This is a genomic window from Neisseria sp. HMSC068C04 (assembly GCF_001810105.1).
Classification (GTDB): Bacteria; Pseudomonadota; Gammaproteobacteria; order Burkholderiales; family Neisseriaceae; genus Neisseria; species Neisseria flavescens_B.
On the sequence record NZ_KV799997.1, the window covers coordinates 124188 to 145750 of the forward strand.

The window sequence follows — 21563 nt, forward strand, 5'->3', positions numbered from 1 at the left end:
ATCCAAATGAGCGAAACCCTATCCCGCCGAGTAGGCCGTCTGGTGAGTGGCGGTTTTCATGCCCTGATTGATGCGGCGGAAAACCTCGCGCCTGAAGCGGTAATGAACGAAAGCATCCGTGAAATCGAGCGCGCAGTAGATGAAGTGCGTGCTGAGTTGGGCAAAGTGTTGGCGCAGAAACACCTTGCCGCTAAGAAAATGGCCGATGAAAGCAACCGCCACGAAGCCATCGATGCCAATCTGCAAGCCGCTGTAGATGCCGGTCGCGATGACCTTGCCGAAGCGGGTATCGCCGAACAGATGGACATCGAAGCGCGTCTGCCCATCTTGGAAAACACCATTGCCGATTGTGCCGCACAAGAAAAAGAGCTCGAAGGCTTTATCGCCGCCCTGCAGGCGAAAAAACGCGAGATGCAGCAGCAATTGCAAGACTGGCGTGCCGCACAGCAAAGCATGGGTACAGGCAAAACAGCCGGTGGCAACGGCAGCGACCTCAACCGCATTGCCCGTGATGCCGAAAAAAGCGGCAATGCCTTCGACCGTGTGATGGGTCGCCAAAACTCGGTACACAGCAGCACCGATGCGGCGCAGTTGGCCAAACTGAAAGAACTGGAAGACTTAAGCCGCAACAACCGCATTGCCGAAAGATTGGCGGCATTGAAAGCCAAATCATAAGCCATAGTGAGAAAATCGCAGTTTCAGACGGCCTCTATCTTCACGGGGCCGCCTGAAAAAAAGAAAACCATACAAACCTCAATAACAAAAAGATGCCGAATTGGGAAAAATCCTGTCAGTTACGACAAATTAATAAAAATACCCATATCCAATCGGCTTAACTTTAAAATAAAATATATGCCGTCTGAAAATTAAAAAAATAAGGAAATGCAATATGTGGAATTTAATCAACGCTCCCGAAACTGAAATCTTCGGTATTGCCATTGCGCTGATGGTTTTGCTCGGTGTGTTGGAAGTCATTTCCATGCTGGCAGGCGGTATCAGCGACTGGTTGGACAACCTGTTGCCCGACAGTCTGACCGAAACCGCGCACGCCGAGGTCGGATTGGATGTGGCGGACGCAGGCATATTCGTGCGCTTCCTGAGCTGGCTGTATGTCGGACGTATACCGGTGTTGATGTTGATGGTGGTATTTCTTGCCGTATACGGATTGACGGGTTATCTGTTTCAGACGGCTTTTGCCACTGTATTCGGCAGTTATCTGAATGGCACGCTGGCAGCAGTCATCGTTTGGTTTCTTTCCCTGCCCTTGGTGCGCATAACGGCTAGCGGTTTGTACAAAATTATGCCGAAAGATGAAACCACTGCCGTTTCACAGGAAAGTTTAATCGGCCGTGTCGGCACGGTGGTGTTGGGCGAAGCTCGGGTAGGCAATGCGGCTCAGGTGCGCGTGAAAGATGCTTACGGCCAACAGCATTATGTGATGGTAGAGCCTGACTCTGATAATGTATTGAAACAAGGCGATGCGGTATTGCTGGTGTCGTTGGACGGAAATACATTTAAGGCGATTTTAAATCCGAACGGCAGCTTGGTTGACTAAGGCCGTCTGAACATATAGAGACCGATGGGATTATGTAATGATTGGGAGTGTTTATGGATATTAATTTAATTGAGGATATTAAAAATATTTTTTCGGGAGATCCGCTAAGCAGGATGTCTGAAATTGCCGCTGTAGTATCAATATTTATTTATCCCATATTGCGAAAATTGTTTTCAGGATTCAAGTTTTCAAATAAATTCTCAAAAAGAAAAGAAGAATATGAACAAGCAAAAGAATTAATACATTTAATAGAGGAGGCAAAAAATAGTAATAAGAAGCCACATCCTTTTTTAATTGAAAAAGGTTATGCCTTAATTTCCGGAGAAAGAAGATTTAATTCAGATGAGATTACTTATTGTTTGAGTATGAATAACCCGAGTCAGACTCTAAAATATTTTTCTTCAGGATTCTATTATCTTAAATATTCAAAAGAATCTAAAAGATTTGATTATAGAAAGTCTGCAGATAGTTCAATAAAAAGGAAATTTCAATTAACTTTATGGCTTTTGATATATGCGTTCTTTGGTACAGTTGCATTTTATGTTATGTTAAATGCAATAGAGTATTATGCTAGAAGTAAATTTGGGGTAGCAATATTTTTAACTATAGCTTCAGTTATTTTTGCAATAAATGCCATAATTTTTATGTCATTTGGGATGAATGTTCGCATGGCTGAGAAATTTATGAAGCTGCAAGATGAAATGCTTAAGGAATCAGATTCATTATCCACAATAACAAATAAGTCTGAAACCGAGGTATCTGAAGTGGAAGAAGCTGAAGCCGAAAATCAAGAATTTTAACTTTTCAGTTTGGTAGTCGGATTCTTGAATCCGACGAATTGTTCCGCTTCAGCCGTATTGCACATAACCGAAATTGTCGGATTCAAGAATCCGACCTACCTTTAAAACCCCAAATTTTTAACTTTTTCAGACGACCCCAAACCCTAAAAAAACCGTCTGAACCCACGCCCCTCAAGGGTATATCGACAACAAGAAAGGAAAACCCATGAACTTAGTTTCCATCGGCATCATCGCCGGCGTCATACTCGTCGCGCTGTTCGTACTCGGCCTCATCCTCACCCGCCTGTACCGCCGCGCCAGCAAAGAAGTCTCCTTCGTCCGTACCGGTTTTGGCGGCGAAAAAGTCATCATGAACGGCGGAGCGATGGTGCTGCCCGTGCTGCACGAAATCATCCCCGTCAACATGAACACATTGCGCCTCGAAGTGCGCCGCGCGGCGCAGCAGGCGTTGATTACCCGCGACCGGATGCGCGTCGATGTGATGGCAGAGTTTTACGTCCGCGTCAAACCCAGCGCAGAAAGCATTGCCACCGCCGCACAAACGCTGGGTATGAAAACCATGTCGCCCGACGAATTGAAAGACCTTGTCGAAGGTAAATTCGTCGATGCCCTGCGCGCCGTCGCCGCCGAAATGGCGATGGAAGAGCTGCACGAAAAACGTGTTGATTTCGTTCAGAAAGTGCAACAAGTCGTGAGCGAAGACTTGTTTAAAAACGGCCTCGAACTCGAAACCGTTTCCCTGACCGGCCTCGACCAAACCAGCTTCGAATTTTTCAACCCGCAAAACGCTTTTGACGCAGAAGGTCTGACCAAACTGACCGAAACCATCGAAGGCCGCCGCAAAAAACGCAATGAAATCGAACAAGACACCGATTTGGCGATTAAAACCAAAAATCTCGAAGCCGAGCAGCAACGCCTGAAAATCTCGCGCGAAGAAGAATACGCCAAACTCGAACAAGAACGCGAAATCGCCGTACGCCGCGCCGAACAGGAAGCCAGCATCGCCGAGCAGGAAGCGCAGAAAAAACGCGAGGCGGAAGAAGCCAAAATCGCCGCCGAACGCGAAGTGGATTTGAAACGCATCGCCGCCGAACGCGACATTAAAAACGAAGACATCCGCAAAGCCCAAGCCGTCGAGCAGGCGGAGGTCGAGCGTCGCAAAGCCATCGAGCTTGCCGAACAAGACCGCGCCATCGCCGTCGCCGAAAAATCGCGTGCCGAATCTGAAGCCAAAGCCGAAGCCGACAAAGCTCGCGCCGCCGCCGTTCGCGAAGAAGAGAGCGTGATTACCGTACGCGAAACCGAACGCGCCGAGCGTGCCAAAGCGGTGGAATTGATTGCCGCCGAAGAAGCCGCGCAAAAAGACGCGATTTCACTCACTGTTGCCGCTGAAGCAGAAAAACAAGCCGCACAAGACCGCGCTGAAGCCGTGCGTATCGCCGCCGAAGCCGAAGCCGAAAAACACCGCCTGCAAGCCAAAGGTGAGGCCGATGCCAAAATTCTGTTGGCACAAGCGCAAGAGCAACAATACAAAGTTGATGCAGAAGGTACCCGCGCTGTGAATGAAGCTGCCAACGTCCTGAGCGTTGAACAGGTTGAAATGCAAGTCCGCCTTGCCCTCTTGAAACATCTGCCTGACATCATCCGCGAATCCGTCCGCCCAATGGAAAAAATCGAAGACATCAAAATCTTGCAAGTCAATGGTCTGGGTGGCTTTGCCGGTGGTGCAAACGGTGCGGAAGGTGTTTCAGACGGCCAAGCCACACAAGCCAGCCTTGCAGACCAAATGGTCAACAGCGCCCTGCGCTACCGCAGCCAAGCTCCGTTGGTTGACGGTCTCTTGAAAGAGTTGGGACTGAATGGTGGCGACATCAACGGTCTGACCCAAGGACTGGATAAAACCATCGACCAATCATAAACGAATGCCGTAATAATGATTTAAAGGCCGTCTGAAAAGTTTCAGACGGCCTTTTGTTTATACAAGAGCTTCCGCAAATTCTAATATTTTCAATACTGATCAATTCAGATCTGTTGCGGTTGCAATAAATTAGGAATTATCCACCCTGCTTTTTGTGGTTAAAAAAGATTGAGTGGGCCATTCTTAGCCAAATAACAAGACTAACTACTTTGAAAATGATTCGCCAACAATTGAGTCATAAAAACTGATTCTACCGTTTCGATTTCAAGCTTGCCATCTACTCGTCTATCGGTATTTTAATATCAAGCTACTTATCTTCGCGAAAATAAAAAAGCACAACATTTCGTTGTGCTTTTTCTTGATGAACCCACATTACTTGTTTTTTTGCGAACGAAGGTAATCCAAAGTTTTCAGCTGGGCAATGGCGGCTGCCAATGCTTTGTGCGCTTCGGCCAAAGATTTTTCGTCTCTGGCTTCAGAAACACCTGTTTCGGCTGCTTTTTTAGCTGCTTCAGCACGCGCCTGATCCATTTCTGTACTGCGGACGGCAACGTCTGCCAATACGGTAATCTTGTCAGGCTGCACTTCTAAAACGCCACCGGAAACGGCAACCAGCACTTCTTCAGTTTCACCCGGAACAGTCAAACGCAATGCGCCGGGGCGTACCAAACTCATAATCGGCTCGTGTCGTGGATAAATACCAAGCTCACCTTGAACGGTCGGAACCACCACAAAGCTGGCCTCGCCCGAATAAATGTTTTGCTCGCTACTAACCACTTCAACTTGCATGGTGCTCATGCCGGCCTCCTTAGTTTAAGGTTTTCGCTTTCTCAGCCGCTTCTTCAATGCCACCTACCATGTAGAACGCTTGTTCAGGCAGATGGTCGTATTCGCCGTTCAAGATGGCTTTAAAGCCGGCGATGGTGTCACGCAATGGAACGTATTTGCCTGGAGAACCGGTAAATACTTCGGCAACGTGGAACGGTTGAGACAGGAAGCGTTGGATTTTACGGGCACGCATCACAGTCAGTTTGTCTTCGTCAGACAATTCGTCCATACCCAGAATGGCAATAATGTCGCGCAATTCTTTGTATTTTTGCAGAGTAGACTGTACACCGCGCGCTACGTCGTAGTGCTCTTGACCCAATACCATCGGATCCAATTGGCGTGAAGTAGAGTCAAGCGGGTCAACTGCCGGGTAAATACCCAAAGATGCAATATCACGGCTCAATACGACGGTTGCGTCCAAGTGGGCGAAAGTTGTCGCTGGAGACGGGTCAGTTAAGTCATCCGCAGGTACATATACGGCTTGGATGGAAGTAATAGAACCGGTTTGGGTAGAGGTAATACGCTCTTGCAAACGACCCATTTCTTCAGCCAATGTCGGTTGGTAACCCACTGCAGAAGGCATACGGCCCAACAGTGCAGATACTTCGGTACCGGCCAGAGTGTAACGGTAGATGTTGTCAACGAAGAACAATACGTCGCGACCTTTACCGTTTTCGTCTTTTTCGTCACGGAAGTATTCGGCCATAGTCAAACCGGTCAAAGCAACGCGCAGACGGTTGCCTGGAGGTTCGTTCATTTGGCCATACACCATGGCTACTTTATCCAATACGTTGGAATCTTTCATCTCGTGGTAGAAGTCGTTACCCTCACGGGTACGTTCACCCACACCTGCGAACACGGACAGACCGCTGTGCGCTTTGGCGATATTGTTGATCAATTCCATCATGTTCACGGTTTTGCCCACACCGGCACCACCGAACAGACCTACTTTACCGCCCTTAGCAAACGGACACAGCAAGTCGATCACTTTAATACCGGTTTCCAACAATTCAGTAGTTGAAGACAACTCGTCGAATTTCGGAGCAGTTTGGTGAATGGCACGGCTCTTGTCGGTATCGATCGGACCTGCTTCATCAACAGGCGTACCCAATACGTCGACAATACGACCCAATGTACCTTTACCTACCGGCACAGTGATTGGCGCACCAGTATTGCTTACAGACATGCCGCGTTTCAGGCCGTCTGAACTACCCATTGCAATAGTACGGACAACGCCGTCACCCAGAAGCTGTTGAACTTCCAGAGTCAGACCGTTCTCGTCCAATTTCAGGGCATCGTAAACATGCGGGATAGCGTCGCGTGGGAATTCCACGTCAACCACCGCACCAATAACTTGTACGATTTTGCCTTGGCTCATTATCGTATCCTAATTTCCTGTTCAGGCTTCAGACGGCATTAAACTGCCGCTGCACCTGCTACAATTTCTGACAATTCTGTGGTAATCGCAGCTTGACGCGATTTGTTGTACACCAAGCGCAATTCTTTAATGGCATTGCCTGCGTTGTCGGTTGCGGCTTTCATCGCTACCATACGCGCGGCTTGTTCGGATGCCATGTTGTCGCTCAATGCCTGATAAACCACAGACTCTAAATAGCGGCGAACCAAATATTCCAATACGGCGATAGGACTCGGCTCGTAGCGGTATTCCCAAGTAAATGAAGAATGACCCGCTTCGTCGTCAATAACGTTTTCACCGATAGGCAGCAAAACTTCCATACGCGGCTCTTGGCGCATTGTATTGACAAAACGTGAGTAAACCATATGGATACGGTCTAATTCATGCTTCTCATAACGTTGGAAGATTTCGGTCAGAGGTCCGAGCAGCAATTCCATTTTTGGGGTATCGCCCAAATTGGTTGCGCTGGCAATAACATTCAAACCGATGCTTTGGCACGCAGCCAAACCTTTACTACCCAGGCACACGACTTCGACTTCGATGCCTTGTTCCTGATACTCTTGAACTTGCGCCAAAAACTTTTTCAGTACGTTTGCGTTCAAGCCACCGCACAAACCTTTATCCGAGGTAATCAAAATGAAACCGGCACGACGCACTTCGCGGTGCGGCTCCAACAATTTGATACCATGATCGGCATGGGTCTGTGCAAGATGGCTCATCACTGTACGCACTTTTTCGGCGTACGGACGCGCTAAGCGCATCCGGTCTTGAGTCTTCCGCATTTTAGAGGTCGACACCATTTGCATCGCTTTAGTGATCTTTTGGGTATTTTGAACACTACGGATTTTGGTGAGAATCTCTTTTCCGACTGCCATTTCAGACTCCTTTCATCTCAATACTTATGCTTGGTAAGCGTAAGAAGATTTGAAAGATTTCATGGCTTCGGTTAATGCTTTTTCGCTTTCGTCAGACATTGCGCCTGATGCATTAATCGCTTCCAGAACCTCAGGATGTTGCGTACGTACAAAACTCAAGAATTCTGCTTCGAAAGCCAAGGCTTTGGATACCGGAACATCTGCGTAAGAACCGTTGTTGATCGCCCACAAAGTCAATGCCATTTCGGCAGTGTTCAATGTGCTGAATTGTTTTTGTTTCATCAATTCAGTAACCACTTCACCGTGTTGCAGCTGTTTGCGTGTTGCTTCGTCCAAATCGGAAGCAAATTGCGAGAACGCCGCCAATTCACGGTACTGTGCCAACGCCAAACGGATACCGCCACCCAGTTTTTTGATGACTTTGGTTTGTGCTGCACCACCCACGCGCGATACGGAAATACCGGCATTGATTGCAGGACGGATACCGGCGTTGAACAAGTCGGTTTCCAAGAAGATTTGGCCGTCTGTAATCGAAATTACGTTGGTTGGTACGAATGCTGATACGTCACCGGCTTGGGTTTCAATAATTGGCAACGCAGTCAGAGAACCGGTTTTGCCTTTTACTTCGCCATTGGTCAGTTTTTCAACTTCGTTTTCGCTGACGCGGGCCGCACGTTCCAACAGACGGGAGTGCAGATAGAATACGTCGCCAGGATATGCTTCACGGCCAGGAGGACGGCGCAACAGCAGGGAAATTTGACGGTATGCAACAGCTTGTTTAGACAAGTCATCGTATACGATCAACGCATCTTCACCACGGTCACGGAAGAATTCACCCATGGTACAACCGGAGTAAGGAGCGATGTATTGCAGCGCAGCGGCTTCAGAAGCAGTTGCAGCAACCACGATAGTATGTTCCATCGCGCCATGCTCTTCCAATTTGCGCACTACGTTGGCAATAGAAGATGCTTTTTGACCGATAGCCACATAAATACAGATAACGCCTGTACCTTTTTGGTTAACGATGGCATCCAGTGCTACGGCAGTTTTACCGGTTTGACGGTCACCAATGATCAACTCACGTTGGCCACGACCAACCGGAACCATAGAGTCAATAGCCTTCAGGCCGGTCTGCATTGGTTGGTCAACCGATTTACGCGCAATCACACCTGGTGCAATTTTTTCGATTGGAGCAGTCAATGTTGTGTTGATTGGACCTTTACCATCGATAGGACGACCCAATGCATCAACTACACGGCCAACCAGTTCGCGACCGATCGGCACTTCCAAAATACGGCCGGTACAGGTAACTGTATCGCCTTCTTTAATGTGTTCGTACTCACCCAACACTACGGCACCAACGGAGTCACGCTCCAAGTTCATGGCCAGACCGAAAGTGTTACCGGGGAATTCGAGCATCTCACCTTGCATCGCGTCTGACAAGCCATGAATGCGCACAATGCCGTCTGTAACAGAAACAACGGTACCACGGGTACGCACTTCTGCATTGACGGACAGATTTTCGATTTTGGCTTTAATCAAATCGCTAATTTCAGCAGGATTAAGCTGCATGAAAACTCTCCTAATTTGTCATAGTCGCATACAAAGCATTCAGTTTGCCTTGTACGGACAAATCCAAGACCTGATCACCCACTTCTACTTTGATGCCGCCGATTAATTCAGGGGCAACTTTAGCTACCACATCCAATTTGCTGTTGAAGCGTTTTGTCAGGATATCGGTAACATCGGCCAGCTGCTGAGAACTGAGTTCATACGCGCTGTAAATTACTGCCGATTTCGTATTGTTGTGTATCAAGGTCAAATCTTGATATTGGGCATAAATTTCCGGCAATACCAGCAAACGCTTTTGCTCGGCCAAAACGGTAATGAAATTTGCCAATTCGACATTTTTGATACCGACAAGACCTTTGAGCGTTTCTGCTTTTTCGGAAGCTCCCGTTTCCGGTTGCTCGATGAAAGCAATGACTTTCTCATCTTGAACAACCGCTGCGAGTTCTTTCAGTTCGCCCAACCAAGACTCGATTTGGTTTTTTTCCTGAGCCAGACTAAATAATGCTTTCGCATAAGGTCTGGCAATCGTTGCGAACTCTGCCATAAGATTACAGCTCCTGTTTTAAGGCACTGAGCAGATCTGCATGTTTGGAAGCATCGACTTCTTTACGCAGGATAGATTCCGCACCTTTAACAGCCAATGAAGCGACCTGTTCGCGCAACACTTCGCGTGCACGGTTAACTTCTTGCTCTACATCAGCTTTTGCTTGGGCTGCAATGCGTGCCGCTTCATGAGAAGCTTGCTCTTTGGCTTCTTCTACAATTTTTGCAGCACGTTTTTCGGCGTTGGCAACCATTTCGGTTACCTGATTACGCCCTTCGGCCATAAGTTCTGCAACTTTTTTCTCTGCCTGCTCAAAATCGCTCTTGCCGCGCTCGGCAGCAGCCAAGCCCTCGGCGATTTTTGCAGCACGCTCGTCCAATGCTTTGGCAATCGGAGGCCATACGAATTTCATCGTAAACCAAACCAAGCCAAAGAAAACTAGGATTTGCGCAAATAAGGTTGCATTAATATTCACGTTACTTAACCTTCGTACTAGTGTTAATCAAACAGGCTAGAGCCCGTATCACAACAGAACATTCCGTTTTGATTAAACACCTGCAAATGGTTTAACGAAGGCAAACAGCAGGGCAATAGCCACACCAATCAGGAATGCAGCATCAATCAGACCAGCGATCAAGAACAGTTTGGTTTGCAGAGGACCGATCAGCTCAGGTTGGCGAGCAGAAGATTCCAAGTATTTAGAACCAACCATTGCGATACCGATAGAGGCACCCAATGCGCCCAATGCAACGATCAAACCACATGCGATAGCAATCAAACCACCCATTTTAAACTCCTTAAAAAATAAAGGTTAAACTACAAAAACAAAACTACTGAGAAAAACTAAACTACTTGATTAGTGTGCATCATGCGCTTGTCCGATATATACGAACGCCAACGCCATGAAAATAAATGCCTGCAAAGTGATAACCAAAATATGGAAAATCGCCCAAGCCAAACCGGCAATCAGGTGGAACCCAAATAAAATTGGATCCAAAGTTTCGATACTGCCGGTTGATGCCCATGCACCACCCAACAAAGCGATCAGCAGGAACACCAGCTCACCGGCATACATATTACCAAACAACCGCATACCGTGGGATACGGTTTTGGACAAGAACTCTACCAAGTTCAACAGAAAGTTGGCCGGAGCAAGCCATGGGCCGAAAGGCGCACTGAAAAGTTCATGAACCCAACCACCAAAACCTTTGATTTTAATATTGTAGTAGATACAGATCATCAATACGCCGACTGCTAAAGCCAAAGCGGTATTCAAATCAGCGGTCGGAACGACACGCAACAGTGCGTGATGATTACCAGTAACGCCTTGCCATACCTTCGGCAGCAAATCAACCGGCAACATATCCATGGCATTCATCAGGAAAATCCAGACAAATAAGGCTAAACCCAAAGGCGCAACAGCTTTACGCGATTGTTCGTTATGGATAATGCTTTTGCACATATCATCCACAAATTCGAACAAAATCTCAACAGCCGCCTGAAAACGACCGGGCACACCAGCCGTTGCTTTCTTGGCACCGCGCCACAAAAGAAAGCTGCCGATTATGCCCAACAGAACGGCAAAAAAGATTGCATCAAGGTTAACAAATGAAAAATCAGCAATATTATCCAAACCTTGACCATGCTCCATGTCCGACAAACTGGTCAAACTTTGCAAATGATGCGTTATATAATCGGTAGGGGTCATAGTTTCACCTGCCATAGTGTTTCACTCTCAACAATACCAAAAAAACCAAATGACTGACGCCAAGAAACGCCAATAAAAATGGGTAAAATACCAGTGATTGATGCCATATCGCAAAAACGACCGACATAGATACCAGCGACAGCATTACTTTTAAAACCTCTCCGCCGATAAACATCGAACTTTGCAGATCGGGATTTCGTCGGGAAAACTTTAAAAGTAAAACTGCAACCAGGGTAGGCAAAATGTACGAAAATCCTCCCGCCAAAGCAGAGAGGAAGCCGGGCAATCCGGAAAATAACGCACAAACAACTGAAATTATTAACAATACAACTACTTGCAATGGGACTATCCGATTCATTGTACTTCACACCCCAAAAACGCAAGGTAAATTAATATAATCAAGAAGTTTGTTAACGTCAAGCAATATGTTAATCTTTGTGAACCTTTCACAGATAAATGATTAACACATATAAAACAAATCTTTGCAGAAACGGAGTTTAACACAAATTACATGTTGCTACACAGATTTTACAGAAGATTTTGATTTGTATTGTAAGCATCTGTACGACCAGTCCTTTTATCAAAAATTCAGGCCGTCTGAAAAATTTTTTTCAGACGGCCTGTTTATAAAACCGTTAAAACTCTTGATTAATGCCTAACTGTTTCAGCAGGTATTCAAATGTTTCCGGCGTATCAAAATGCAGTACGATTTTTCCTTTTTTCTGATTGCTGGTTTTGACTTCGGCATTGACACCCAAACGCTCGGTCAGGGCATCATTAATACGGCGGATATCCGGGCTGATGGTTTTGGTTGCTTCCGGCTTGGCTTTTTGATGTGCCAACTGGCTGCGGCGCTCTACTTCGCGTACCGACCAACCGTTTTTGACGGCTTTTTGCGCCAACTCCAATTGGTCAACCACATGCAAGGTCAGCAACGCACGGGCATGCCCCATTTCCAGACGGCGTTGATAAAGCATTTCCTGAACCGGCTCAGGCAGGCTCAACAGACGCAGGCTGTTGGAGATGGCACTACGGCTTTTACCGACGGCTTTTGCGATGGTTTCATGAGTCAGGCCAAATTCGTCGGCGAGACGTTTCAAACCTTGAGCTTCTTCAATCGGATTGAGGTTTTCACGTTGCAGGTTTTCAATCAAACCCATGGCCAACGCGGTTTCGTCGCTGATGGTTTTGATGACGACGGGAATTTCGGTCAAGCCGGCCAACTGGGAAGCGCGCCAACGGCGTTCGCCGGCAATCAATTCATATTGAGACAGCCCACGTTCGCGTACGATAACCGGCTGGATAATGCCTTGCGCTTTAATGGAATCGGCCAATTCCTGCAAAGCTTCATCATCAATTTGCACACGCGCCTGATAACGGCCGGGCTGAATATCGGCGATGGCAACCGTTGTCAGGCGGTCGCTACTGCTGCTATCCACTGCATTGGAAATCAGCGAATCCAAACCGCGTCCCAATCCACCTCTTGCTTTTGCCATATTGTTTTCCCTTTCAGACGGCCTCATTGTTGAAATGACGTATTCTATCGGATATTGCCGCTTTACGACAATTTGAATCACAATGATTTGACTATTGCCATTTATTTACGGAACGAAACCGCAAACACGCCCCTTAAAGCGTTGCTTAAGCGGATTTCTTCCGCGTTTTCCAACATGGTACGCGTGATGTGTGTTTCCCTTATCGTATCCGCACCTAAATATAGCTGCGGCTGCTTCAATACCGCTTGGCGCATTACCCCGTTCAAAATATCCAAATCCAAAGACGGAGTGAGCCATTGTCCTTGATATTTGACGAACACATTGCCTCTTCCGCCCTCTAACAACAGGCCGTCTGAATTGAAAAACAGGCTGTCAAATGCGCCCTGCCCTTCTGCCGTTTTCCATGCTTGGTCAAAAATTTCACGGCGCGTGGTTTTGAAGCGGCGTAGATAATCGCGTTGGCTTAATGTATGTTCACTCAAGATAACGTATTGCTGCCCATCCAACTCAGAAACAGCCGCATGGCTCAATTCAATGCCGTCTGAAAACAAAGCAGCTTTGACTCTAAATAATCCACTTGGTAACGCATCTATATAGTGTTGAATTTGCTCTATTGCATTTTGAGGCCAAGACAGGTTGAGTGCTTGCGCCGAGCTGTTCAGACGGCCTAAATGCAAATCAAGCAAACGGCATTGTTTGTCTTCCACGCGCATGGTTTCAAAAATACCGAAATCAGGCCGCAAGTCATTAAGGAAACGCGCTTTCCAACCACACTCGCGATATTCGGCTTCAGGATCGCTATCAATCACAATCCCCGAACCTACTCCATAAACGCCTTGATAAAGGCCGTCTGAAACCGGTTTCAGAGATAAGGTACGAATCACAACATTAAATACGCCTTCAAATCCCAAACCCGTATCGCACGGATGCAAAAAGCCGATGCTGCCTGTGTACAAACCGCGCGGTTCGGATTCAATGGACTCAATAATCTGCATACTCATTCGTTTGGGCGCGCCGATAATACTGCCGCATGGGAAGGCTGCACGGAGAATATCGGCAACCGAAACATCAGGCAGCGCCTGCGCCTCGATGGCACTGGTCATCTGCCAAACACTGCCAAAACGGGAAACTTTAAACGGTTCAGGCACGCGTACTTTGCCCGTTTGTGCGATTTTGCCGAGGTCGTTGCGCAACAAATCGACAATCATCACATTTTCGGCGCGGTTTTTAGGATCGTTTTGCAATTCAACGGCGCGGCGTTCATCTTGTCCATCATGAAGAATCGGCGCAGTACCTTTCATAGGCTCGGTTGTGATCAGGCCGTCTGAATCGATTTTGAGGAAAAGTTCGGGAGAAAAACACAAAGTCCATGCGTCCTGCCCTGCCTCGTCGGGCAGACAAGACAAAACGGCATACGGCACAGGCTGGCGCAAGCGGCGGTAAAGCTGAATCGGATTGCCGTACGTTTGCAGGTGCAGGCGTGCGGTGTAATTGATTTGATAGGTATCGCCGCGGCGGATGGCTTCGTGGATTTGGTTGATATGCTCGAGATAATCGGCTTCAGATACGGAGAATCGGGGAGTGGAGATGCCTGGCTCAAGGCCGTCTGAATGATTGGCCAGCCAGCTTTCGGCATCGATTTCGGAACAAGTAGCAAACCAGTGCAAACGCAAATTGCCACTGTGCGCTGATGAAATATCCATCAGTGGCAATCCGAATTCGTAGTCTGCAAACAACACTGCATGCAGGCCTTTTTTCCAACCTGCCTGCAAAACATCATCCAACGACGCCATTTCGTTATGATGAAAAAGGCAGCTTTCCACATGATTTTGATAGAGTTTTGCACGACCGCTTAACGCATCGTCGAACAGGGCGAAATAAGGCATGATGTATTATACAAATAGGCTGATTATACGCTGTTTTTACAAAAATTATCAAACAAGTCAGAAAAAATCGCTTATGTGTAATTTTATGTAGGCTAACACAGCATAAAGAGGTAAAATCAAGTCATACCACACCATATCATTTAAAACTTAATCGATAAGGAGACTTTATGGCAGACCACCAATTAGAACCGTTCGAGAATGTTGAACTGGGCGAGAAACAAGACCAGCTGCAAGTATTCGAAAAGGCTGTTTTGGAACACGAAGGACGCGGCACTGACGAAGATTCCGGCAGCGCACCGCTTCCTGCCAACTATCCGTACAAACAACGTATGCGTCGCTCTGTTTACGAAAAAGAAAAACAGAAGCTGCAAATCGAATTGTTGAAAGTACAAAGCTGGGTTAAAGATTCCGGTCAGCGCATCGTCAGCCTGTTTGAAGGCCGCGACGCAGCCGGTAAAGGCGGTACCATTAAACGCTTCATGGAACACCTGAATCCGCGTGGCGCGCGCGTGGTTGCTTTGGAGAAACCAACCACTACCGAACGCGGCCAATGGTATTTCCAACGCTACATCCAAAACCTGCCGACCGCAGGCGAAATGGTATTCTTCGACCGCTCATGGTACAACCGTGCAGGCGTAGAACGCGTAATGGGCTTCTGCGAACCTAACGAATACTTGCTCTTCATGCGCCAAACCCCTGAATTGGAACGTATGCTTGTTGCCAGCGGCATCCATCTGTTCAAATTCTGGTTCTCCGTATCCCGTGAAGAACAACTCCGTCGCTTCATCTCCCGTCGTGACGACCCGCTGAAACACTGGAAACTGTCTCCAGTGGATATCCAGTCGCTCGACCGCTGGGACGACTACACCGAAGCCAAAAACGCCATGTTCTTCCACACCCACACCGGCGACGCACCTTGGGTCATCATCCGTTCCGACGACAAAAAACGTGCACGTTTGAACTGTATCCGCTACTTCCTGCATCAGCTGGACTATCCGGGCAAAGACGTGAAAGCCATCGGTAAAGTGGACGAGAAAATTGTTTTGGTTCCCGATACACGTCACAAAGAAAAAACTGTCGATCTTGGACACGATTAATTTGTAACATTACCAAAGGCCGTCTGAAATTTCATCTTTCAGACGGCCTTTTCTTAATCCTCGCGATTCCAGTACGTTTTTTGTGCGAATACCAATTTATTGTCAGTGAATTTCACACTGTCCAAATTCAATGCCCAAACATCGCTTTTCATCACTCGAGCAGCAGGATGCGCTTTGTAATACAAAGACTGCGCCGCTTTCAAATCCGCTTCATCCTCAATCAAAGCGGCAGTCGCCGCAAACTGAATGCCACTGATTTTTGCGATGCTGTCAGGTTGACCGGCAATGGTACCGGCTACTTTGGCAGAACGGCTCATCATTCCGCCATGCTTCGTTTTCAAAGAAGTCAGCACAATCAATCGAGCATTCGCCTCATCAAACACATAAAAACAGCAAGCCGCCCAAACTTCGCCCTCCTCCGCAGCAGCAATACTGACGACATGATGATTGCTCAAAAACTTCACTATATTGGCAGGAATTGTTTGCATGGTTTTTATCTTCCTTCTCAGTCGTAACTTATACTCAGGCCGTCTGAAATATCAGCCCTGCCAGCGCGGCACATCGTTTTGAATGATACCGAACAAGTCCAAAGCATGAGAGACACTGTGTGTAATCATATCTTCGATGGATTCGGGCTTCTGATATAAAGCCGGAACGGGAGGAAACACAATGCCGCCCATCTCTGTCACGCGGCGCATGTTTTCAATGTGCGCTAAGTTTAACGGCGCTTCACGCACCATCAACACCAGTTTGCGCCGCTCTTTCAACGTTACATCCGCCGCACGGCTGAGCAAATTATCGGCAAATCCATGAGCAACCGAAGCCAAAGTTTTCATTGAACACGGCGCAATCAACATTCCATCCGTCAAAAACGAACCGCTGGCAATACTTGCCCCGACATTACGGACGGAATGCACGACATCCGCCAAAGCATAAACGTCTTCTTTGGTGTAATCCGTTTCCAAAGCGCGGGTCATCTCCGCCCCTTGCGAAACCACCAAATGCGTTTCTACCTGATGCTCACGCAAAAGCTGCAAAGCTTTCACGCCATACTGAAAACCGCTGGCACCGCTGATGCCGACAACCAAACGCTTCATTGTATTTCCCTGTCTCAGCCTAAAGGTAAATGAAAGGCAGATTCTCAAGACGAAAAAATAACCGCTAAAAAGCGGTTAGATTTTCTAATGTGGTGCCGACAGCGAGATTTGAACTCGCACAGCCTACGGCCACTACCCCCTCAAGATAGCGTGTCTACCAATTCCACCATGTCGGCATAAATCAAATTGTCTTACTGCTGCTGAGGATTCGGTGCAACAGGAGTTGTATTGTTTTGTGCAGGCGTTGCAGGCTTAGGAGCTTGCTGGGTCTGCTTCACATCGCTGAAGTCTAAACCGTGCTTACTGGAGTGGGTGTGAATATACACCATCGCCATGCAGGTCGCAAAGAAAAATGTTGCGGCAATGGCAGTTGAGCGGCTGAGGAAGTTGGCGTTACCGGCAGAACCGAATACGCCTTGCGCGCTACCGCTGCCGGAACCGAACGTTGCGCCGGCATCCGCACCTTTACCGTGTTGCAACAATACTAACACGATTACGGCTAAAGCGGAAATAATATTAATGATCCAGATAAGGGTTTTAAAGGCTTCCATATGTTTTCTACGAGGCTTGTGCTGCGTTGATGATGGCGGTAAAGGAGTCATATGATAATGACGCGCCGCCGACCAATGCGCCGTCTACATGAGGTACTGCGAAGATGTCGGCTGCGTTATCCGCTTTCACACTTCCGCCGTAAAGAACGCGGATTTTAACATCGCTTCCGCACAAAGACAAGATTTCTTTGTAGATAAATGCGTGCATGTCGGCGATTTGTTCGACGGTGGCGACTTTGCCTGTACCGATCGCCCAAACCGGCTCGTAGGCAACGGCGATGTTTTTGGTGTTCAAACCTTGCAGGATGGAAAGCTGGTGGGCAATGACTTCGTGTTCTTTACCGGCTTCGCGCTCTTCCAAGCTTTCGCCGACACACAGCAATGGAATCAGGCCGACGTTGAGGACGTTTTCCATTTTGCGGCGTTGGATTTCGTTTTTCTCGCCGAAATAAAGGCTGCGCTCGGAATGGCCGATAAGGACGATGTCCGTACCGATGTCGGCAAGCATTTCGGCGGACACTTCGCCGGTGTACGCGCCGTTATTCGGGAAACGGCTCACGTCTTGCGCACAGGTCAAGATGCGGTTGTTCAAAACAATCTGCATGGCGTTGTGCAGTTGCAACAGATAAACGGTCGGAGCGGCCAGGCCGATTAACACGCGTTCTGCGGTTGGCATGATACGGAAGCGGTGCATAAGCGCATTGTTATTTTGGAGTCGGCCGTTCATTTTCCAGTTGCCGATAACCCATTTTTGGTCCCACATTCCGATTTGGTGATACATCTTTATTGCTCCGTGTGTTGGTTGTTGCTTGCTGTAGCGTCGTGTAATGTGAAAGTTTAGTGGATATATGTGCGCTTGGCAATTATTAACGAGCCTCTGGGCCGTCTGAAAGATGGCACACTCTCCGACAAGGATTTATAATGTATGCTTCGATAAAATTAAGAATTGAACGGAGCACAAATATGGACTTTGAAAAAGCGCGTTTCAATATGGTTGAACAGCAGATTCGTCCGTGGGATGTCTTGGACTTCGACATTTTGGATGCTTTGGAGGAGATCGAGCGCGAACATTTTGTCGGCGAGGCTTTTCAAGGTTTGGCCTATGCGGATATGGAGCTGCCGCTGGCCAACGGCCATAAGATGTTGGAACCCAAAGTCGTTGCCCGCCTGGCTCAGGGTTTGAAACTGAAAAAAGACAAAACCGTCTTAGAAATCGGTACAGGCTCAGGCTATGCAACCGCCCTGCTATCCAAACTAGCCGGCAAAGTCGTCACTGACGACATCGATGCCGAGCAGCAGCAACGCGCCAAAAAAGTTTTGGGCGAATTGGGCTTTGCCAACGTCGATTATGTGCAAAACAACGGCCTGACCGAAGCATCGCAAGGCGCTCCTTTTGATGCGATTTATGTGGGCGGCGCAGTAGACAGCGTACCTGAAATCTTAAAAGAGCAATTGAAAGATGGCGGCCGCATGGTGGTCATCGTCGGTCGCAAACCGGTACAACGCGCGCTTTTGCTGACGCGCAACGGCAATGAGTTTTCCGAAAAAGTATTGTTCGACACTGTCGTGGCACACTTGGAAGACAAATCGGCCAATCCATTCGGCGATTTCGATTTTTAAACAACAGGCCGTCTGAAAGTTCAGACGGCCTCATGCTTTTATCCCCACCTTTATGACCGACATCATCCAACTCTCGCCTACTGAATTGAAGCAATGGCAGGACGAAGGCCGCGCATTTCACCTGCTCGACGTCCGCACTGATGAAGAACGCGCCATCTGCACCCTGCCCGCTGCCATTCATATTCCGATGAACCTCATCCCCCTGCGTCAAAACGAGCTGCCCGACGACGATTTGCCCATTGTCGTTTACTGCCACCACGGCATCCGCAGCCTGCACACGGCAATGTATTTGGAAGATGCCGGATTTGAAAACCTCTACAACCTGCAAGGCGGTATTGATGCTTGGGCAATGCAGGTGGATAGCAAAATGATGCGGTATTGAATCGGTTTTATCAATAAAAGGCCGTCTGAAACTGGATTTCAGACGGCCTTTTCAATTATTTCACAAACCGTGCATCTGCCATAAACGGCCGTGTAGCGACTGGTTTGGCGGAATAGAAGCGGGAGAAAGTGCTGTCGATTTTAGTCTGTATCGGCTTACCGTCCAATGTTGCCGATGCTTCCAATTTCACACCTCCGCCACTGGTCTCGCCCAATTTCATATTTGGCAACGTCAGTTTGGCAATATTGAGTTTCACATTTCCCACTTTGGTATCTGGAGACATCAGTTGTTTGCCGACGGGGCGGATTTTTTCACCCTCATCATGAGGCGCAGCACCACCGTTGTCGTCAACCACACCGATATTAATCAACCGGGCAGACGCTAAATCCATCTTGCCGTTTTTAACCGGAATACCGACAAACAGTTTTACGCCGCGATGAATGAACGTATTGTCCCGCCACTGAGTTTGGCCCTCTTTCGGCGGTTTGGTTTCTGCTGCCACCGAATAAGTGCGGCCCATAATCATCAATTTATAGCCCGGAATTTTTTTCGAACCCAATCCGTCGGTAATGTCTTCGACCAGTTGCGGCGCAGTCAGGGTTTCGTTTGCCAAAATACGGGCTGAAGTTTCTGCCAGATGGGCGGGCTTGCCGTCTATGGTCAATGCCTGTTCATGGCCGAAATCAGACGCAAATGCAGGCACGGCGGCCAGTGCGGCGGCCAATGCCAGAATACGGATAGTTTTCATTGCAGACTCCTGATAAAAATGTAATTGGGTTGATTACCCGATAAAATCCGGGCAATATTGATAGGAATCGGTATTTTTATACAAATGATACAGATTATCAAGAATATTTAGCTTTCAAAATAAAAAAGGCCGTCTGAAAACCAGTTTCAGACGGCCTTTTAATCTACTTAAAACCTTCTATCAGCCTGTAAAGCGTTTGAATACCAATGTGCCGTTGGTACCGCCAAAGCCGAAGGAATTGGAGATGGCAACGTCGATTTTCGCGTCACGCGCTTCGTTGGCACAGTAGTCCAGATCGCAACCGGCTTCAACGTCTTGTTCAAAGATATTGATGGTCGGTGGGGATTTTTGCTCGTGTACTGCCAATACGCTGTACAACGCTTCCACACCGCCGGCTGCGCCAAGCAAGTGGCCGGTCATGGATTTGGTGGAGTTAACGATGACTTTGCGCGCATGATCGCCCAAAGCACGTTTGATGGCTTTAGTTTCGTTGGTATCGCCCAAAGGAGTCGATGTACCGTGTGCGTTGACGTAATCTACGTCTTCAGGATTCAGGCCGGCATCTTTCAGGGCGCGGGTAACGGCCAATGCAGGGCCTTCTTCGTTAGGCGCGGTAATGTGGTAAGCATCGGAGCTCATACCGAAGCCGACGATTTCGGCGTAAATTTTCGCACCGCGTTTTTTCGCGTGTTCCAATTCTTCCAACACCAGCACGCCAGCGCCTTCGCCGATAACGAAACCGTCACGGCCTTTGTCCCACGGACGGGAAGCGGTAGCAGGATCGTCGTTGCGGGTGGAAAGTGCCTTCATGGCAGCAAAACCGCCAACGCCCAAAGTGCTGATCGCGCCTTCTGCACCGCCGGCAATCATCACATCTGCGTCGCCGTATTTAATCAGTCGTGCAGAGTCACCGATGGAGTGTGCGCCGGTTGTACAGGCAGAAACCATGCCGTAGCTCGGGCCGCGGTAGCCTTTGAGGATGGTTACGTGGCCGGAAATCAGGTTAATCAGCGAGCCTGGGATAAAGAAAGGATTGATTTTGCGCGCGCCGCCTTCGATAACGGCTTTACCGGTCGCTTCAATGCTCGGCAGGCCGCCGATACCGGAGCCGATGTTGACACCGACGCGGTCTTTGTCGAGGGTTTCCAAATCGTCCAAGCCTGAATCATTGATGGCTTGCAGGGCCGCGGCGATACCGTAGTGGATGAACACGTCCATACGGCGCGCTTCTTTCGCGCTGATGTATTGGCCGATGTCGAAATCGCGCACTTCGCCGGCGATTTGGCTGTTGATGTCGGATGCGTCAAAGCGGGTAATCCGTCCGATGCCGCTTTTGCCTGCGAGCAGATTGCTCCATGCGGTGGCGACGTCGCTGCCGACCGGTGATACTTGGCCAAGACCTGTGATGACTACTCTTCTCTGACTCATGATAATCTCGCTGTTGGTTGTCGGGATTTTCGCGGCAGCCT

At 48.3% G+C, this 21563-nt stretch carries 24 protein-coding genes and 1 tRNA gene; 7 read left to right on the top strand and 18 right to left on the bottom strand.

The window, feature by feature from the left end:
- Window positions 1–6: 6 nt before the first annotated feature.
- The 4 genes from HMPREF2700_RS10065 (at window position 7) to HMPREF2700_RS10080 (ending at window position 4273) form a co-directional block, all read left to right on the top strand.
- Entirely contained in the window at window positions 7–675 is a 669-nt protein-coding gene (locus tag HMPREF2700_RS10065) for a PspA/IM30 family protein (protein WP_063076784.1), read from the top strand.
- A 214-nt stretch (window positions 676–889) separates the two neighbouring features.
- Entirely contained in the window at window positions 890–1555 is a 666-nt protein-coding gene (locus HMPREF2700_RS10070) for a YqiJ family protein (RefSeq protein ID WP_070591877.1), read from the top strand.
- 53 nt (window positions 1556–1608) lie between these two features.
- Complete coding sequence (locus tag HMPREF2700_RS10075; protein WP_070591879.1) at window positions 1609–2355, top strand: hypothetical protein; 747 nt, start codon at window positions 1609–1611, stop codon at window positions 2353–2355.
- Window positions 2356–2560: 205 nt separating this feature from the next.
- Entirely contained in the window at window positions 2561–4273 is a 1713-nt protein-coding gene (locus tag HMPREF2700_RS10080; protein WP_070591881.1) for a flotillin family protein, read from the top strand.
- A 372-nt stretch (window positions 4274–4645) separates the two neighbouring features.
- Here the strand turns inward: HMPREF2700_RS10080 and HMPREF2700_RS10085 are convergent, their stop codons facing one another.
- The 11 genes from HMPREF2700_RS10085 to HMPREF2700_RS10130 all read right to left on the bottom strand — a co-directional run bounded on the left by HMPREF2700_RS10085 (window position 4646) and on the right by HMPREF2700_RS10130 (window position 14599).
- Window positions 4646–5071 (bottom strand): F0F1 ATP synthase subunit epsilon, encoded by a 426-nt coding sequence (locus tag HMPREF2700_RS10085; RefSeq protein WP_070591882.1) that lies wholly within the window; start codon window positions 5069–5071, stop codon window positions 4646–4648.
- 10 nt (window positions 5072–5081) lie between these two features.
- Window positions 5082–6479, bottom strand: a complete 1398-nt coding sequence (atpD, locus tag HMPREF2700_RS10090) for a F0F1 ATP synthase subunit beta (RefSeq protein ID WP_063076780.1) — start codon at window positions 6477–6479, stop codon at window positions 5082–5084.
- Between the two features lie 38 nt (window positions 6480–6517).
- Complete coding sequence (gene atpG / locus HMPREF2700_RS10095) at window positions 6518–7393, bottom strand: F0F1 ATP synthase subunit gamma (protein ID WP_063076779.1); 876 nt, start codon at window positions 7391–7393, stop codon at window positions 6518–6520.
- Window positions 7394–7417: 24 nt separating this feature from the next.
- The gene (gene atpA, locus HMPREF2700_RS10100; protein ID WP_003676111.1) at window positions 7418–8965 is read right to left on the bottom strand and encodes a F0F1 ATP synthase subunit alpha; all 1548 of its coding nucleotides are present in this window, start codon (window positions 8963–8965) and stop codon (window positions 7418–7420) included.
- A gap of 10 nt (window positions 8966–8975) precedes the next feature.
- Window positions 8976–9509 carry a F0F1 ATP synthase subunit delta gene (locus tag HMPREF2700_RS10105; RefSeq protein WP_004519004.1) on the bottom strand — a complete coding sequence of 178 codons (534 nt, stop codon included), beginning with the start codon at window positions 9507–9509 and terminating at the stop codon, window positions 8976–8978.
- Between the two features lie 4 nt (window positions 9510–9513).
- A complete protein-coding gene (locus tag HMPREF2700_RS10110; protein WP_003708446.1) occupies window positions 9514–9984 on the bottom strand; it encodes a F0F1 ATP synthase subunit B in 471 nt (156 codons plus the stop codon).
- A 72-nt stretch (window positions 9985–10056) separates the two neighbouring features.
- The gene (gene atpE, locus HMPREF2700_RS10115; protein ID WP_070591884.1) at window positions 10057–10296 is read right to left on the bottom strand and encodes a F0F1 ATP synthase subunit C; all 240 of its coding nucleotides are present in this window, start codon (window positions 10294–10296) and stop codon (window positions 10057–10059) included.
- Between the two features lie 69 nt (window positions 10297–10365).
- A complete protein-coding gene (atpB, locus tag HMPREF2700_RS10120) occupies window positions 10366–11232 on the bottom strand; it encodes a F0F1 ATP synthase subunit A (RefSeq protein ID WP_070591885.1) in 867 nt (288 codons plus the stop codon).
- A complete protein-coding gene (locus tag HMPREF2700_RS11545; protein ID WP_083303989.1) occupies window positions 11222–11575 on the bottom strand; it encodes an ATP synthase subunit I in 354 nt (117 codons plus the stop codon). Before HMPREF2700_RS11545 ends, atpB begins: the two co-directional genes overlap by 11 nt.
- 277 nt (window positions 11576–11852) lie before the next feature.
- Window positions 11853–12713, bottom strand: a complete 861-nt coding sequence (locus HMPREF2700_RS10125; protein WP_070591887.1) for a ParB/RepB/Spo0J family partition protein — start codon at window positions 12711–12713, stop codon at window positions 11853–11855.
- A gap of 101 nt (window positions 12714–12814) precedes the next feature.
- Window positions 12815–14599, bottom strand: coding sequence for a bifunctional chorismate-binding protein/class IV aminotransferase (locus HMPREF2700_RS10130; protein ID WP_070591888.1), 1785 nt, complete (start codon window positions 14597–14599; stop codon window positions 12815–12817).
- A gap of 167 nt (window positions 14600–14766) precedes the next feature.
- On the opposite strand from HMPREF2700_RS10130, the gene ppk2 reads away from it, so the two are divergent.
- Window positions 14767–15696, top strand: a complete 930-nt coding sequence (gene ppk2, locus HMPREF2700_RS10135) for a polyphosphate kinase 2 (RefSeq protein WP_049344984.1) — start codon at window positions 14767–14769, stop codon at window positions 15694–15696.
- 53 nt (window positions 15697–15749) lie between these two features.
- Here the strand turns inward: ppk2 and HMPREF2700_RS10140 are convergent, their stop codons facing one another.
- The 5 genes from HMPREF2700_RS10140 to tpiA all read right to left on the bottom strand — a co-directional run bounded on the left by HMPREF2700_RS10140 (window position 15750) and on the right by tpiA (window position 18125).
- Entirely contained in the window at window positions 15750–16184 is a 435-nt protein-coding gene (locus HMPREF2700_RS10140) for a PNPOx family protein (protein ID WP_070591890.1), read from the bottom strand.
- A 51-nt stretch (window positions 16185–16235) separates the two neighbouring features.
- The gene (locus tag HMPREF2700_RS10145; protein WP_004464450.1) at window positions 16236–16793 is read right to left on the bottom strand and encodes a UbiX family flavin prenyltransferase; all 558 of its coding nucleotides are present in this window, start codon (window positions 16791–16793) and stop codon (window positions 16236–16238) included.
- A gap of 90 nt (window positions 16794–16883) precedes the next feature.
- Window positions 16884–16969, bottom strand: a tRNA-Leu gene (locus HMPREF2700_RS10150).
- A 15-nt stretch (window positions 16970–16984) separates the two neighbouring features.
- The gene (gene secG / locus HMPREF2700_RS10155) at window positions 16985–17344 is read right to left on the bottom strand and encodes a preprotein translocase subunit SecG (RefSeq protein ID WP_003683944.1); all 360 of its coding nucleotides are present in this window, start codon (window positions 17342–17344) and stop codon (window positions 16985–16987) included.
- A 7-nt stretch (window positions 17345–17351) separates the two neighbouring features.
- On the bottom strand, window positions 17352–18125 hold the full coding sequence (gene tpiA / locus HMPREF2700_RS10160; RefSeq protein ID WP_004464448.1) for a triose-phosphate isomerase: 774 nt from the start codon (window positions 18123–18125) through the stop codon (window positions 17352–17354).
- A 182-nt stretch (window positions 18126–18307) separates the two neighbouring features.
- Here tpiA and HMPREF2700_RS10165 point away from each other — a divergent pair, with 182 nt between their 5' ends.
- A complete protein-coding gene (locus tag HMPREF2700_RS10165) occupies window positions 18308–18964 on the top strand; it encodes a protein-L-isoaspartate O-methyltransferase family protein (protein ID WP_070591891.1) in 657 nt (218 codons plus the stop codon).
- A gap of 52 nt (window positions 18965–19016) precedes the next feature.
- On the top strand, window positions 19017–19346 hold the full coding sequence (locus HMPREF2700_RS10170) for a rhodanese-like domain-containing protein (protein WP_003679997.1): 330 nt from the start codon (window positions 19017–19019) through the stop codon (window positions 19344–19346).
- A gap of 55 nt (window positions 19347–19401) precedes the next feature.
- Here the strand turns inward: HMPREF2700_RS10170 and HMPREF2700_RS10175 are convergent, their stop codons facing one another.
- Together HMPREF2700_RS10175 and fabF are read right to left on the bottom strand one after the other, a co-directional pair.
- Entirely contained in the window at window positions 19402–20094 is a 693-nt protein-coding gene (locus tag HMPREF2700_RS10175; protein ID WP_070591892.1) for a hypothetical protein, read from the bottom strand.
- 180 nt (window positions 20095–20274) lie between these two features.
- Window positions 20275–21522: a beta-ketoacyl-ACP synthase II gene (gene fabF, locus HMPREF2700_RS10180; RefSeq protein ID WP_070591894.1), complete on the bottom strand. Its 1248-nt coding sequence runs from the start codon at window positions 21520–21522 to the stop codon at window positions 20275–20277.
- Window positions 21523–21563 lie beyond the last annotated feature (41 nt).

Excerpts from the sequence above, each read along its gene's own strand:
- HMPREF2700_RS10065 (WP_063076784.1), top strand. The coding sequence starts at position 7 with ATGAGCGAAACCCTATCCCGCCGAGTAGGCCGTCTGGTGAGTGGCGGT.
- HMPREF2700_RS10070 (WP_070591877.1), top strand. The coding sequence starts at position 890 with ATGTGGAATTTAATCAACGCTCCCGAAACTGAAATCTTCGGTATTGCC.
- HMPREF2700_RS10075 (WP_070591879.1), top strand. The coding sequence starts at position 1,609 with ATGGATATTAATTTAATTGAGGATATTAAAAATATTTTTTCGGGAGAT.
- HMPREF2700_RS10080 (WP_070591881.1), top strand. The coding sequence starts at position 2,561 with ATGAACTTAGTTTCCATCGGCATCATCGCCGGCGTCATACTCGTCGCG.
- HMPREF2700_RS10085 (WP_070591882.1), bottom strand. The coding sequence starts at position 5,071 with ATGAGCACCATGCAAGTTGAAGTGGTTAGTAGCGAGCAAAACATTTAT.
- atpD (WP_063076780.1), bottom strand. The coding sequence starts at position 6,479 with ATGAGCCAAGGCAAAATCGTACAAGTTATTGGTGCGGTGGTTGACGTG.
- atpG (WP_063076779.1), bottom strand. The coding sequence starts at position 7,393 with ATGGCAGTCGGAAAAGAGATTCTCACCAAAATCCGTAGTGTTCAAAAT.
- atpA (WP_003676111.1), bottom strand. The coding sequence starts at position 8,965 with ATGCAGCTTAATCCTGCTGAAATTAGCGATTTGATTAAAGCCAAAATC.
- HMPREF2700_RS10105 (WP_004519004.1), bottom strand. The coding sequence starts at position 9,509 with ATGGCAGAGTTCGCAACGATTGCCAGACCTTATGCGAAAGCATTATTT.
- atpE (WP_070591884.1), bottom strand. The coding sequence starts at position 10,296 with ATGGGTGGTTTGATTGCTATCGCATGTGGTTTGATCGTTGCATTGGGC.
- atpB (WP_070591885.1), bottom strand. The coding sequence starts at position 11,232 with ATGGCAGGTGAAACTATGACCCCTACCGATTATATAACGCATCATTTG.
- HMPREF2700_RS11545 (WP_083303989.1), bottom strand. The coding sequence starts at position 11,575 with ATGAATCGGATAGTCCCATTGCAAGTAGTTGTATTGTTAATAATTTCA.
- HMPREF2700_RS10125 (WP_070591887.1), bottom strand. The coding sequence starts at position 12,713 with ATGGCAAAAGCAAGAGGTGGATTGGGACGCGGTTTGGATTCGCTGATT.
- HMPREF2700_RS10130 (WP_070591888.1), bottom strand. The coding sequence starts at position 14,599 with ATGCCTTATTTCGCCCTGTTCGACGATGCGTTAAGCGGTCGTGCAAAA.
- ppk2 (WP_049344984.1), top strand. The coding sequence starts at position 14,767 with ATGGCAGACCACCAATTAGAACCGTTCGAGAATGTTGAACTGGGCGAG.
- HMPREF2700_RS10140 (WP_070591890.1), bottom strand. The coding sequence starts at position 16,184 with ATGCAAACAATTCCTGCCAATATAGTGAAGTTTTTGAGCAATCATCAT.
- HMPREF2700_RS10145 (WP_004464450.1), bottom strand. The coding sequence starts at position 16,793 with ATGAAGCGTTTGGTTGTCGGCATCAGCGGTGCCAGCGGTTTTCAGTAT.
- secG (WP_003683944.1), bottom strand. The coding sequence starts at position 17,344 with ATGGAAGCCTTTAAAACCCTTATCTGGATCATTAATATTATTTCCGCT.
- tpiA (WP_004464448.1), bottom strand. The coding sequence starts at position 18,125 with ATGTATCACCAAATCGGAATGTGGGACCAAAAATGGGTTATCGGCAAC.
- HMPREF2700_RS10165 (WP_070591891.1), top strand. The coding sequence starts at position 18,308 with ATGGACTTTGAAAAAGCGCGTTTCAATATGGTTGAACAGCAGATTCGT.
- HMPREF2700_RS10170 (WP_003679997.1), top strand. The coding sequence starts at position 19,017 with ATGACCGACATCATCCAACTCTCGCCTACTGAATTGAAGCAATGGCAG.
- HMPREF2700_RS10175 (WP_070591892.1), bottom strand. The coding sequence starts at position 20,094 with ATGAAAACTATCCGTATTCTGGCATTGGCCGCCGCACTGGCCGCCGTG.
- fabF (WP_070591894.1), bottom strand. The coding sequence starts at position 21,522 with ATGAGTCAGAGAAGAGTAGTCATCACAGGTCTTGGCCAAGTATCACCG.